Annotated in this window: 11 protein-coding genes; all 11 read right to left on the reverse strand. The window is 36.3% G+C overall.

From position 1 onward, the window contains the following. Positions 1-8: 8 nt before the first annotated feature. Positions 9-1463 (reverse strand): glycosyltransferase family 2 protein, encoded by a 1455-nt coding sequence (locus IPM56_13075; protein QQS35176.1) that lies wholly within the window; start codon positions 1461-1463, stop codon positions 9-11. Between the two features lie 33 nt (positions 1464-1496). After that, complete coding sequence (locus IPM56_13080; protein ID QQS35177.1) at positions 1497-2063, reverse strand: LptE family protein; 567 nt, start codon at positions 2061-2063, stop codon at positions 1497-1499. Then, positions 2060-3169, reverse strand: coding sequence for a sigma-54-dependent Fis family transcriptional regulator (locus IPM56_13085; GenBank protein ID QQS35178.1), 1110 nt, complete (start codon positions 3167-3169; stop codon positions 2060-2062). Before IPM56_13085 ends, IPM56_13080 begins: the two co-directional genes overlap by 4 nt. 270 nt (positions 3170-3439) lie before the next feature. After that, the gene (locus tag IPM56_13090) at positions 3440-4210 is read right to left on the reverse strand and encodes a ribonuclease Z (GenBank protein QQS35179.1); all 771 of its coding nucleotides are present in this window, start codon (positions 4208-4210) and stop codon (positions 3440-3442) included. Positions 4211-4220: 10 nt separating this feature from the next. Then, complete coding sequence (locus tag IPM56_13095; GenBank protein ID QQS35180.1) at positions 4221-4934, reverse strand: SPOR domain-containing protein; 714 nt, start codon at positions 4932-4934, stop codon at positions 4221-4223. Between the two features lie 19 nt (positions 4935-4953). Beyond that, positions 4954-6303: a tRNA (N6-isopentenyl adenosine(37)-C2)-methylthiotransferase MiaB gene (gene miaB, locus IPM56_13100; GenBank protein ID QQS35181.1), complete on the reverse strand. Its 1350-nt coding sequence runs from the start codon at positions 6301-6303 to the stop codon at positions 4954-4956. Positions 6304-6583: 280 nt separating this feature from the next. After that, positions 6584-7681, reverse strand: a complete 1098-nt coding sequence (locus IPM56_13105) for a hypothetical protein (GenBank protein ID QQS35182.1) — start codon at positions 7679-7681, stop codon at positions 6584-6586. A 13-nt stretch (positions 7682-7694) separates the two neighbouring features. Then, the gene (locus IPM56_13110) at positions 7695-9317 is read right to left on the reverse strand and encodes a DNA methylase (protein ID QQS35183.1); all 1623 of its coding nucleotides are present in this window, start codon (positions 9315-9317) and stop codon (positions 7695-7697) included. 955 nt (positions 9318-10272) lie between these two features. Continuing rightward, positions 10273-10485: a hypothetical protein gene (locus IPM56_13115; GenBank protein ID QQS35184.1), complete on the reverse strand. Its 213-nt coding sequence runs from the start codon at positions 10483-10485 to the stop codon at positions 10273-10275. 44 nt (positions 10486-10529) lie between these two features. Next, on the reverse strand, positions 10530-11657 hold the full coding sequence (locus IPM56_13120; GenBank protein QQS35185.1) for an acyltransferase family protein: 1128 nt from the start codon (positions 11655-11657) through the stop codon (positions 10530-10532). A gap of 543 nt (positions 11658-12200) precedes the next feature. After that, positions 12201-13757, reverse strand: coding sequence for a T9SS type A sorting domain-containing protein (locus tag IPM56_13125; GenBank protein ID QQS35186.1), 1557 nt, complete (start codon positions 13755-13757; stop codon positions 12201-12203). Positions 13758-13836: the final 79 nt, after the last annotated feature.

Raw genomic sequence — 13836 nt, forward strand, 5'->3', positions numbered from 1 at the left:
ATAACCTTTTAGTTTTTGGAATACGCATGCTTAATTGACGTAAGCGATACGAATGAGAATCCTAAGAAGAACAACATCTGGAAAGGAAGTGATGCTATCTCAAGAAAATAAATCGATGATAGAACGCCAATAAAACAATACACAGCCATTATCAGCTCAACAATAACTGACATACCTATTTTTCTTTTAGCTGTATATTTTTTACCAACCCACGAATCTTTTCCGTCAACAACTTTGAATTTAGGCGTGCGGACAAATTCACTTTTACGGCTAAGTAAACCTTCAATGACAGCGCGGGAATTGTTCACAGCAAAACCCATACTGCCAGCCATAAACAAAGGAAAGAGAACTATCTTCTTTCTCCAATCGGTTCGTATATCCTTCTGTGAATAAAGATAAAACATAAACGAACTTACAAACGCAAGTACGAACAACGACATAACAGCAAAGTAAAGTTCATGCGAACCGCTGTTCTTTACGAATATCAATGGAACATTAAGTATTGCTGCAAGAAGAATGAATGGAAATACAAGATTGTTTGTCAGGTGAAACGTTGCCTGTAATTTAATTCTTAACGGAACTTTTGATTTCCATACAAGCGGCAGAATTTTTTTAGATGTTTCAATTGCGCCTTTTGTCCACCTGAACTGCTGTGACTTTAACGCGTTTATCTCAGAAGGAAGTTCAGCAGGTGAAGTAAAATCTTTTAAGAACACAAATCTCCATCCGTTCAACTGTGCTCTGTAGCTAAGATCAAGATCTTCTGTAAGAGTATCTGCATGCCAGTTGCCTGCGTCTTCAATACAGGATTTTCTCCAAACGCCGCCTGTGCCGTTAAAGTTTATAAAGAACCCGGCTTTGTTTCTGACAGTTTGCTCAATTACAAAATGTCCGTCAAGTGCAAGCGCCTGTGCTTTGGTAAGTATCGAATAATCACCGTTAAGATGTTCCCATCTTGTTTGTACCATACCGACTTTATCATCGGTAAAGAATGAAAGAGTTTTCTTTAGGAAGTCTTTATGAGGAATAAAGTCCGCATCAAAAATTGCGACGTACTCACCTTTAGCAGTTTTAAGTCCTTCTTTTAAAGCACCTGCTTTAAACCCTTCCCTGTTCCCTCTTCTGACGTGGGTTATATCAAAACCCAGTTTCTGTTTTTCGGCAACTGCTTTGGCAGCTATCGAAACAGTTTCATCAGTTGAATCATCGAGTACCTGTATTTCTAACTTATCTTTTGGGTAATCGATCTCACATACATAATCGATCAGCCGTTCAACAACATAAAGTTCATTATACAGAGGAAGCTGAATTGTAACAACCGCGTCGGATACAACTTCCTTTTTTTGTTCATGCTTTACTCCGCGGTATTTCCGGTGGTAAAAAAGCATAATAAAACCATGGCATCCGAACACAAATAAAATAAAAAGCGAAACGAAGTAACCAATCAGTACTATATCATCCATATAAAATCTAAGCCTTATTCTGTTATTAAAATTTTACCATCCGGAAACTGTGTCAAGCAGAATATCCTCGGTGATTTTATCTATTGCATCAGCAATAGCACCGCTTCTGTCAGCCACATTACCGGAATAATCTCCGTAATTGGAGAAACTTTTATCGAACACATTTTTTCGTTTTACAAGATCTTTGAAGGATACCTGAACATTAATTGTTATCCTTCTCTGACTTACATTTTCACCGGCTGATACAATTGCCGGGGCATCACTCAACGAAGTTATAACACATTCAAGTACACAATTTGCAGTTGATCTTTCCGCAACCTGAAGAGTGTTATCGGAAATGAATTTTGTAATCAACTGATCGGTGAGCAGTTCTCTCAATCCTGGTTCACCTGAACCGCTCCTGTCATCCGCAATCGGAATAGCTATAGTTTCAAGATGCGGAGGTACAGCAGCACCTGTAAAAGAATACGAAAAACACGCTTCAAAATTAACTATGATGTAAGTGATATACAAGCAAAGAAAAAGTATTCTGAAATCCTTTAAACCTGCTTTTTTTGATGTTTTTACAATCTTTAATTCTTTCCCTGTTGAAAATTTCATCTTAAATCATACTCCTTGATTTTTCTGTAAAGAGTACGCTCACTAATGTTAAGCATTCTTGCCGCATCACGCTTATTGCCGCGCGTTGTTTCAAGTGCATTTATAATTGCATCGCGTTCCATATCTTTCAATGCGCGCACTTCACCTGAACCATTATTAACATGGTTAGTCTGATATACTTCATCCTGTTTCATCCGTATAAGGTCTTTCAATTCCACAAGATCTTTTTTTATTTCGAACAGCGCACGGTAAAACAATTCCCTGTCAAGATCTTCGGCAGACTTATTAAGAAATATGGGAAGGTTACGGTTCTGGTCAGCAGTTTCTCTTTCAAATAAAAGTGAACTGAATGATGATGGTTCTAAAACTCCTGACCTGTTCAATGCGACTGCCGTTTCGATGGTGTTTTTTAATTCACGGATATTGCCCGGCCAGTTGTATTCATTAAGAAGCTCTAATGCTGACTGTGATATTTCCGGCGGTGTAATTTTATTCTGTTCAGTATAGGCGGCAATAAAATTTTTTGCGAGCACTTCAATCTCTGCTTTACGTTTTCTCAGAGGAGGTATTGTCAGCGAAACAGCTTTTAACCTGAAGTACAGATCTTCACGGAATCTTTTTGCATCAACTTCACGCTGAAGGTCTTTATTTGTCGCGGCAATAATTCTTACATCAACTTTTGTTACTGTTTCCGCACCGAGTTTAAGGAACTCTTTCGTCTCAAGCACACGGAGTAATTTTACCTGTGTAGTTAAAGGCATCTCGGCTATTTCATCGAGGAACAAAGTTCCGCCGTCGGCTATTTCAAAATAACCTTTACGGCTTTCTATCGCTCCGGTGAATGAACCTTTCTTATGCCCGAATAATTCACTCTCAAGAATTCCTTCCGGTATAGCGCCGCAGTTTACACTTACAAGCTGTTTATCGGAACGGTTACTGTAGCCGTGTATCGCTCTTGCAAAAACTTCTTTACCTACTCCGCTTTCCCCGGTTATTAATACAGATATATCAGACTTTGCGACCTGCATTGAAACATCAACAAGGTCATTTATTTCCTTTGTCTTACCGATTATTCCAAATTTATTTTTGAACTGTTCTATCGTCATTTTTTAGTAATAAAAGAATAGAAAATTGATGTGTCAAATATACCATCTTTTGAGAGTTTAATAAATACGGAATTTGGGTGGGATTTTATCCTGCAATAGGTTCTAGAAAAACTCGAGTGATTTGGTAGCCGCAACCTTCAGGTTGCGTAGCGGGTACTAAGCCCAAGAATTCTTAGTAGCACTGAGTTATGTCATTCCGAACTAGGTTCGGAATCTGAATGGCTTTAGAAAATGCTGAATCATACTCCATTCCTAAAACTGTCATATCATCTAAATCTCCGTCACCATTCCATCAAAAGCCAAAACAATCTTCGACTTTAAATTTGCAGGAAGTTGATTTAACGCAAGCCGTAGTTCATCCTCAATCTCATCACCGATATGTGTCAGGAACACTTTTGTTATTTCCCTGTTCTCTATAAATGAAATCAAATCAGGAATATTAATGTGTGTTGTTTCAGTTACTAAGTAATCATAATCCGGATCATCAAAGAGTGAAAGATCGTCAGCGCTTCCAATATCACCGGTATAATAAAGTGAAGTTGAATTTGATGTAAATAAAAATCCCGATGATTCAAAACTTAATTCATTCTGCGGATCAGAACTTCTGTACTTATCCAGATGTGTATTTGGTTTTGATATACAATTTATCTTCTCTGAAATATTAAACGGCTGACGGTGATTAAATCCAATGAAAGAAATTTCATATCCCATTCTTTCATTAAAGATATAAGACTGCCTTAAAAAACTTTTCAGGAATTTTTCCAGCGAAGTATGAACAAAAACTTTCAACTCACTCTTTCTTCCGTTCATTTTCATCTGGCTTAGAAGCAGCGGCAGACCCGAATAATGATCGGGATGCAAATGAGAAATTATTATCGAATCAACCGAAAGAAAATCAACATCCTGCAAAAGAAGCGCTCGTGATATACCATCGCCGCAATCGACTAAAATGTTTTTCATGCTTTCTGATATTATAAAAGATGAGTGCGCCCTTAGTAAAGAAGTTTTTCCTGAACCGGTACCAACGAAATGAATTTTCACAACCGTTCTTTTAATTGATGCTTGTTACAATAGCATTGATTTTAAATTCCGAATTTATCACCTGCATTGTGCTTCGTGCTTCATCCTCTTTTACAAACCTGCCTACATACACAACGTGGAATGTACTTCCGCCGACAGTCTTTTCCTTTATCTCGCTGTAATAACCGGATAGCTCAAAACTTTTCTTCAGTTCACTTGCATTATCATAACTGCTGAACGCGCCGGCCTGCAGCGTGTATAAATATTTTTTTGTGTCTTTAACAGGCGGAGTAGTTTCTTTCGGCGTCTCCTTAACTTCACTCCTCGATAACTCATTCATATCATCCTGCTGAGGGATTGTCCTGTCTGCAATTTTAATATAAGGTGATTCAGGATATTCATTCTTCAAACGCTTTAAATAATTTGCAGCAGTCTCATAAAGCCCCAGCGCGTAGTAATAAGAATAAACCCTGAACATAGCCGCGTCAGCATATTTACTGCGCGGGTATTTTGTAAGTATAGAATTGTAAATCACCAACGCGTCCTGTCCGTTCTCAGTCAGCACACCTTCAAGAAAAAGCACTGACGGACTATCCGGATTTTTTTTCTTCAGCAATGGTAATTCTTCGGAAGCGTTTTGAGTATTGCCCGCTTCAATCTGTTTTAAATACGGAATGATATCAACATCCTGTGCAAACGCCGGAACGAATAAAATAAAAATGAACAGGACCAGTAATCTTTTCATTTTAATTCTTCTTTATAATTCACGCTGTTAATGATAACGGCTTACCCGGCATCTCGATCTTCTCAACATACTCGCCGAATAAAGTCGCGTGATTAACCTTGTTTATCCTGATCTTCACATAACTGCCTTCACCGATATTTTCCCGGACAGGAATTATCACAACTTTATTTGTGTCGGTTCTTCCTGCAAAAAACTTATCGGACTTTCTGCTGAAACCTTCGATCAGGATTATTTCCTCAGTACCTATTGATGCCTGGTTTATCTCCAGCGCTATCTGCTGCTGCAGCTCAATTATTTCCGAGAGTCTTCTCGTCTTTACAACTTCAGGAACATCATCATCCATCCTGTAAGCTTTCGTTCCCTCCCTCGGCGAATACTTGAACATATACGCGCCGTCATATCGTACCCTTTTCATCACATCAAGAGTCATCTGGTGATCTTCTTCAGTCTCGGTCGGGAAGCCTGAAATTATATCAGTCGAAAAACTTACACCGGGGATTATCTTCCGCGCCTTATCAATTATTTCAAGATAATGTTCAATAGTATATGTTCTGTTCATCAGCTCAAGAATCCTGTTCGAACCGCTCTGCACAGGCAGATGAATATAATTGCAGATGTTCGGGTACTGCGCGATTGTATATAAAAGTTTATCCGAAATATCCTGCGGATGCGATGTAGTAAATCTTATTCTTATTGAAGCATCAACCGAAGCGGAAGCGGCAAGCAGGTCGGCAAAATCATTCCCGTTATCAAGATATGAATTTACATTCTGTCCCAGCAGAGTAATTTCCTTAAACCCGCGCTGACTCAAAGTTTTGATCTCATCAACAACCGAACTTAACGAACGGCTTCTTTCCCTTCCCCTTGTAAAAGGAACAACACAAAAAGTGCAGAACTTATCACAGCCGCGCATAACCGAAATCCACGCAACCAAACCATCCTCGCGGTATGGAACTATATCATCATAAGTTTCTGTTTTTGAAAGACGGACACCAATTCCCTTTTCACCGTTGAACGCTACATCAATCAACTCAGGCAAACGGCGGTACTCATCGGGACCGACAACAAGATCAACAATTTTTTTCTCTTCAATCAGGTCCTTGCGCAGCCTCTCCGCCATACAGCCGAGTATGCCTACAACCATTTCAGGTTTTGTGTCCTTTATCGTTTTTATATTGCCGAGCCTTCCGTAAATACGCTGTTCAGCGTTATCACGAATGCTGCACGTGTTTAACAAAACAAGGTCTGCCTCCGAAATATTTTCAGTCACAGAGTAACCTTTGTTTTTAAGAATGCCAAGCACAACCTCAGTATCGGCAAGATTCATCTGGCAGCCGTACGTCTCTATATAAACATTATTCTTATTCATCAATTCCTATGGATTTTACGGGCACAATATAAGACTAAATGAGGCTGGGTTCAACAGAATGGGGGATGTACATTTTCCTTATTCGTTCAGTATAACAGCACCGGGCAGAAATTTTATGGATTGGTCAGGGTTAGTTTGAAGAGGCTGGAATGATTGAAGCTCATTCTTTAAGTGATCAAGGTCATTAAATATTTTTCAGAAATCGACGCCAAAGTCGAAACTTCTTTTTATGCTAACGACTGATTACTTTTAAAGTAGTTGTATGCACTTTACAATTGATCTATTCTCGGAGTAAGAAGAGTGTTGTTGCGTGTGTATGATATTCTTGACCATCCCAATCAAAATTTAACCTAAAGTCATTAAAATCAACTTCTCTATTTTGATTAAGATAATTATTAATACCTTCACTTAATATTTCCCTATTTCTCTTAAGCCGCCAACTATCTTCTAGATTTTGCATATCAATTAAAACAACAAAAAATCTATTAGCAGAATCGAATCTTCTTGTCCCTTGGTTTTCATAAAACCAAGTAATTAATTCACGTGGATCTTGAATTACATTATTTATTATTTCTCTCCTTGTATTTCTGAACTCTTCTAGAAAATTTCTTGCTGCTTCACTCGGATGTTCAGTTATACGAGTTAATATTTCTTGGAATTGTTCACTATCAGGTACATTTCTATCAAATGGAATATTATTTCCCCTCGCGAATCTTTTAAGTTCTGTAAACTCAGGACGTAATCCCAATTCTTGCCTTCTTAGTTTCATATATCCATCTGGGAAATAAGTCACTTTCAAATCAAATGGGAAATTGTGCCAGAAAAAATCAACTTTTTTAACAAGACCAACTGCTGGTGTTATATCGGGATGGTCTTTAAACATATCCTCAATTAAAATAGATGACCAATGATTATACCAAGAACATAGAATATATCCACGTAACCGAGGATTTAAATCGTTATCTATTGCATTACTAAGTTGGTTGTAATCTTGAATTTTTTTCACATAATTATTGACAATTGTTTGCTCAACGGCATTCTGGTAGAATCCACCCCAATTGAAAACTTGTAAACGAAATAGCTGTGTATAAAGGAAATCCTCATTTGCTCGTCTAACTGCTCTCTCCCTTTCAAAAACTTGTTGAACAAAATCTTGAATAGTTTCTTGGGGAATAGTTTGACAAAAAATATGTTCAAAAAGTTGGCGAGAGCCAACACCTTCAATATTTATTTCTACTAATCTTGAAAGTTCTCGAAGTAAATCATTACGGGATAAAGAACGAAGCATTAAAAAATAAATCCCAAATTCGTGTTCAAAGATTGTTTGGAAATCATTGTTCTGGTATGCACGATTTAATATTCTGAATATTTCTCTCATTAAATAATTTCCCCTAGTTCTGGTGAGTGATTATTTTGTTATCAATAATTTTTATCGCTTCAGATATTTTGAAAAACTTATTTTGATTTAAATAATACTTGAAAAGTTGATTAAATATCTGATAATGTCGAACCGATTTATCAATACTATTTACTGATAAAACTTCTATTAAGTTTATTATAGTTTCTTTCTCTATACTAATGATGTTTAAAGGAAGATTTAAGTGATTTTTCCTTTTTACGAAAGTTAGAATAAAATCTGTTTTTAATCCCTTACCTCTTGTATCTTGAACAACTGAGTTTGCGGAATAGTCTAAAGTTTCTACTTTATGTAACTGGAAATTGAGTGTGTGTAATTCTGAAATAACGTTTATCCAAGTATTATCATCAAGAGAATTGAACATTAATGAAAAAAACTTTTCATATTTTAAAACTCTGTAGATTTCTTGAAAAACTTTATTTAATAGACTATTATAATTCTCTAAATTCTTTTTCCTTTCTTTGGATTCACTTATTACTATCTCACTTTCATAATCCACATCCATTTTTAACCAACTATTCCAAAGCATACTTAATTCTAGATAAGGAATTCTATTACCGTGTGGTGGATCGGTTATAACATAGTCGATGGAATTATCTGGTATTTCCTTTAAAGCTTTCTGAGCTGGTAAATTCCTCAAATAAAGGTTTTTATCGTTACTGGTTAGAAAACTAATATCATCAACCTCTTTTACCTCATAATCACTTTTTTCTTGTTGTTTTTTTGCTTTTATAATTTTTTGGAATTTATTATTAAAACAATTCCAAACATTTATTTCAAAATTTTCTTTTGGTGTCCAGTAACCAATGACCCAACTTCCAACTTCTTTTCTAGTTTCGTTTGATTGCCCTTTATATTTTCCTCTATTTTTTACAACAAAAACCATTTTACTGGCTTGTCCAACACAAGAAGTAAAACAGAATTTTAATATGTCTCTTATTTCTGGATCATCTTCTTGTCCGATAGCATTCATCAGCATAGATAAAGCGAATAAATTGCGGGGTGTGAATAACTCGTAAATTTTTTTACCACCGTAAGCATTTATACGTGGATTATGAAAAAAATCATTACGGGGATAGTAATAATTTATTTTATCGTAATCGAATTGATTGATAAAAATAATGTCACTTTCAGTCGGCTTTGTTATATTTTTATTTGAGCCGTTTTGATACCAAATTTCTGTTAATTCGTTTTCCTCCCAAATAAAATGAGTTGCTAAATATTTTTTACTTTCTCTTTCAATTACGTATAGAGAGTTAATATCATCTTTAACTTTTGATTCAATTTTTAAATATGATTCATAAAGTTTTGAAGTAGATATTTTATTTAACATTTGCTTAGTTATAAAAATTGCAGAAGGGTTTATATCAAAACCTACTGCCTTTCGATTACTTAGTACGGATTCAATGATAGAAATTCCAGAACCACAAAACGGATCTAAAACTATTTCTTCTACTCGAGAATATTTTTCAATGAAATGACGAATTATATTATATGGCTTTTTTGACCAATATTTATGAACTCCATAAATACCAGTATAACTTTCTGCAGAATAATCATCTATATTTTTTTTTACATCAAATATCTCTAATTGCATCTCAACCTTATTTTTTCATTTTTTTCAAAAATAACCATTTAGTAAACAAGATGTCTAATTTATTGTTGATTGGATGTTTAACTTATATATCTAATTTGAATGACTTAATGATGAAACAAATATATTATCTGGTCGCTAATTAATAATTTTCAAAACTATTTTCTCCCGATCCGCTTTCCACATACAAGCACAACCTGTACAACTGCCTCAAAGCTCTGCCCCGGGATTCTGGATATGGTAACTGGGGCGATATAAAATCAATAGCAACTTAAAGCAACACGGGATTAAACTCAAACAAAAATATTTTTTAATAATTGTATAACAGTCTTGCCGCTAACCGGCAGCCCATAACGGGAATGTCGAACAGAAACACAAACATTAATATTTTTTAATAGACACACCTTACTTAACAAATATTGAGTACGAAAGAAGTAACAACAAAACAAGAACTATTAAATATTGCATCAGCATATTGAAAATATAAAAGGGAAGAGATATTGAAAATATTAAATTCAATTTCGGGATTGCTTTTAAATCATCTTCATCTGGTTTAAACATTTTTTTAAAAGATCTGAAAGTTGCAAACGGTTTAAACATTGTATAAGGAGTCAATCCGGAAACGCTATTTGGGACATCAAGCAATACTCTGGAAATCCAAAGCAGAATAATTACTGCTAAAATCGTGATATATATATTTTTTGAAATTATAATGACGGGAAGAATTATTGGAAACAGAATTAAAAACAAAAAGTATCTAAACTTCAATTGTGGAGTTATTTGATAAACTTTATCTTGTATCATCCCCCTATTTAAGAAACCCATATTAATCCTTATGCTTTATTACTGCATTTCAACTAACCCGCCACTCATATTCAATAGCAACTTAAAGCAACGCGTAACAAAACTCAATAGCGTTTTTTAATAGGCAGTAGGCATTAAGCGGTAGGCAAGAATTTTAAGGCAAAGGAGAAGAATGCCTTTCAAAAATAAATACCAACCAATCACACTCTACAAAACTTCTCATACATCCCTCTTCTAGTATCCAGCTTCCTATATCCGGTAGCTTGCATCCGGCATTCGGTATCCAGCATCCAGTATCCAGTATCCAGCATCCAGCATCCGGCATCCAGAATCTGGCATCCGGTATCCAGCTTCCAGCATCCTTCACTCCCCTCTGTGCCTCGGTGTCTCTGTGGTTAATGCCTTGCCTCATCAATCATTGACTTTACTTTGCTTCTTATACTTCATCCCGAACAACAATCTCACCAGCCGGTATCTCCGTATAAACAGCTCATAGATAATCCACACAATACCAAACGTACCCGCAACCAGTACTAAAAACTTTAGAAGGACACTTACATCCAACTCAACAACATAAAACCCAAGCACAAGCAGCACCGTGTGATGGAGAATATAAAATGGATGAACAGCTTCATTGCGGTATCTCAAAACTGCACCCGGCTTGTTAAGGAACTTGGCTGAATATCCCATCAGTAACAATATCCAGCTCCAAAGATTAAAAATCCTTACAACACAAGTTATGATCTGAAGTTCGATATGAAGCAAAAGAAAGTAAGCCGTTGTTAGTACCAATGCCGATATCAAAAAGTAAATCCTGTACTTTTCTATAAACGTCCAGAAAGTATTCTTAAGTGATATTAAAACAAACCCGTAGAAAAATAAAACTCCGTAAAACGACAACGCGTACCAGTCACCCCAGAACGCCATTGTATAACCGAACAAAGGGTATAGAAGCGCTTCAATAATTATTAATGGAACCGGAAAAATCATTATTACAAATGGATATTTACTCAGCGCATTGTTCAGCCATTCGATTGGCTTCAGCCCGGGATTATTTCTTATATAAACAAACAGCGGCGTTAAAACCAATGTAAAAAAGAACAGGTAAACTATAAACCATAGGTGATGCCAGCTTAAATTGCCATTTGGATATATCCCGTTGAACAGTGTTGAGTAAAAATCAAAATAGGAACTGTAGCTAGCACCCTGGCTAAGTCTTTCAACATAAACCTGCGGCGGGACTAATATCATCATCCCGAAGAATAACGGAACAATAAGTCTTAATGTCCGCTCATTAATAAAATTGCCTATTGATTTGTATGAAAGCGCATAGCAGGTACCCATTCCCGATATAACAAACAACAACGGCAGCCGCCATTGATTAAGAAATAACATTGGAAAAATAAAATCATCGCTTGTAATATTATTTTTGATGTGATAATTCCACGGAACGAATATCATGCCCACGTGATAGAGAATAAGCAGATCAAATGCAATGACTCTCAGCCAGTCTAAATTGTACTTTCTTTCTTTTTCCATAAATGACAACAATTCCCCAATAAAAATATTGTATGAAAAGAATAACCCCTCTTAACATTAACAAAGACAGGTAGAGCACAATATCATTTAATAAATTCAATTGAAACTTATAGCAATGGTAAACTAATCTCAAATGTTAAATGCTAAATGTTAAGTGTTGAATGAGTGAAACGGGAAAAGCCAATATTCGGTAGGCAAGTTATTCAGTCGTCAGTCTTCAGCCATCGATCAGTATATGTTTTTAAATAATTACATAAATACCATTTCGACTACTCGCGTAAGATGAAGAGAAATCTCACAACCGAAGGCAGCTCTAGAGCATATTTAAGAAGTTCTTAGTGTTTCTCAGTGAACTTAGTGACTTAGTGGTAAATAGATTTATGTCAGTAATGAAGCTAGGGATTGTATTTTGTATTGTATATTTAAGATCATAACCATCATAAAAACCTGTTATTGCCCAGAGATCAGTGTACTATCCGCTATCAAAAAAAAGGCGACCATTCCTGATCGCCTTAATTCATAACCATAATTCTAAATTCAAAACTACTTCAACAGCGTCATCTTCTTAACCATATTAAAACTGCCTGCTTCTAACTTGTAGAAGTAAAGACCGCTGTTAAGATCCTGTGCATCAAACTTAACTGTATGCTGACCGGCTTCCACAAATTTATTGACAAGTGTTTTAACTTCCTGTCCGAGCATATTGTAAACCTTTAAAGTTACATTAGATGCTTGCGGAATTGCATAGTTAATTGTGGTTGTAGGGTTAAAAGGATTCGGGAAATTCTGTGCAAGGTCAAATTTAACAGGAACAGGAGTAACCTCAGCTTCAATTACATTTGTATACTCATAAGTTCCGTTGAAATCAACCTGTTTCAGTCTGTATGAATATTTACCAGCCTGTAAATTTCCGTCGACATATGAATATGTTTTTGTTGAAGATGTTGTTCCGTTACCCTGAACGAAACCGATCTTCTGCCAACTATTGTTTGCTGATTTTCTTTCGATCTCAAATCCCTGGTTATTTAATTCACTTGCGGTTACCCAGCTTAACTGAACTGCATTACCGGTAACGTTAGCTTTAAATGAAACCAGTTCAACAGGTACAGTAACTTCTGTCCAGGTTGAACCTGCTCTAATTCCGTCAACAGTTACGTTATAAGTCTGACCACCCTGTCTTAAAGAAATAGAACTTACAGGAGTATCTGTTCCGCTATCAGTGTTTGTAGCATCAGCAGATCCTGGCTCACCACCGGGAAGTGTAGGATTAATAAATATTTTTACAACGTCATCACTTCCGGTTACATCTGTAACAATTTCATACTTAACAACTATCAAATAAGTTGTTCCGTAAGTATAAGTTCCGGGTGCGTATGATACTGTAGATGTAGCCTTGCTAATACCGAAATTAAGTCCGCCTGAACCATCATCTCTTACGAATAATCTTCCTCTAAAAGTTGTTGTAGGAAAAGAAGGACCGAAATGGAAGAAATAGTCAGCAGTAGTAGGACCAGGTGAAGCAACATTCACGAGTAATGAAGTATAAGCTGCACCAGTGCTGATTGCGGTATTAAACCCGATGTGTGAATCCACACGTGAACCTGAACCACCAGCGACTAATACTGAATTTCCAACACCGCTGTTAGGATAATTCGGGTAAGTAAGACTTCCGGAAACTATCAGCATTGGAGTCGTACCGCTATGTGCCATCCACCCGTGTACACCAAGTGAATCGCCGACCGGATATGCAAAGTTTTCTTGAAAAGGCAAGGTGCGGGCTGTATTAACGAATCCATTCATTCCCGGATGAAATGTACATACATAATTATAATATCCTTCAACAGTCACAATATATGTGTATGTATCACCGACACCTGTAAAAGTATAATCCCATGATGTTGCGCCTGCAGGTACAACAGTCGAAGTGGTTGTATGGCTGCCTGCCTGAAGTGTCCAGACAATTGTATCGCCAACAGCGACTTCAATGTTAGCAGGTGTAAAAACATTGCTGTTTACGGCAACATTATGAACAGTCGCTAAAGTACCGGTTGCCAGAAAGGTAAAAAGCATTAGGGAAAGAAGTAATTTCAGTTTACTCATAGTAACTCCTTATAGTTTTAAGCATTTGGTTAATAATTTGAGCCCAAGATAATAATAATTAAATAAGAACGCATGTTTT

Source organism: Ignavibacteriales bacterium, assembly GCA_016700155.1.
Lineage (GTDB): Bacteria > Bacteroidota > Ignavibacteria > Ignavibacteriales > Ignavibacteriaceae.

Coding starts and splice junctions, on each gene's coding strand:
- IPM56_13075 (QQS35176.1), bottom strand. CDS start 1,463: ATGGATGATATAGTACTGATTGGTTACTTCGTTTCGCTTTTTATTTTA.
- IPM56_13080 (QQS35177.1), bottom strand. CDS start 2,063: ATGAAATTTTCAACAGGGAAAGAATTAAAGATTGTAAAAACATCAAAA.
- IPM56_13085 (QQS35178.1), bottom strand. CDS start 3,169: ATGACGATAGAACAGTTCAAAAATAAATTTGGAATAATCGGTAAGACA.
- IPM56_13095 (QQS35180.1), bottom strand. CDS start 4,934: ATGAAAAGATTACTGGTCCTGTTCATTTTTATTTTATTCGTTCCGGCG.
- miaB (QQS35181.1), bottom strand. CDS start 6,303: ATGAATAAGAATAATGTTTATATAGAGACGTACGGCTGCCAGATGAAT.
- IPM56_13105 (QQS35182.1), bottom strand. CDS start 7,681: ATGAGAGAAATATTCAGAATATTAAATCGTGCATACCAGAACAATGAT.
- IPM56_13110 (QQS35183.1), bottom strand. CDS start 9,317: ATGCAATTAGAGATATTTGATGTAAAAAAAAATATAGATGATTATTCT.
- IPM56_13120 (QQS35185.1), bottom strand. CDS start 11,657: ATGGAAAAAGAAAGAAAGTACAATTTAGACTGGCTGAGAGTCATTGCA.
- IPM56_13125 (QQS35186.1), bottom strand. CDS start 13,757: ATGAGTAAACTGAAATTACTTCTTTCCCTAATGCTTTTTACCTTTCTG.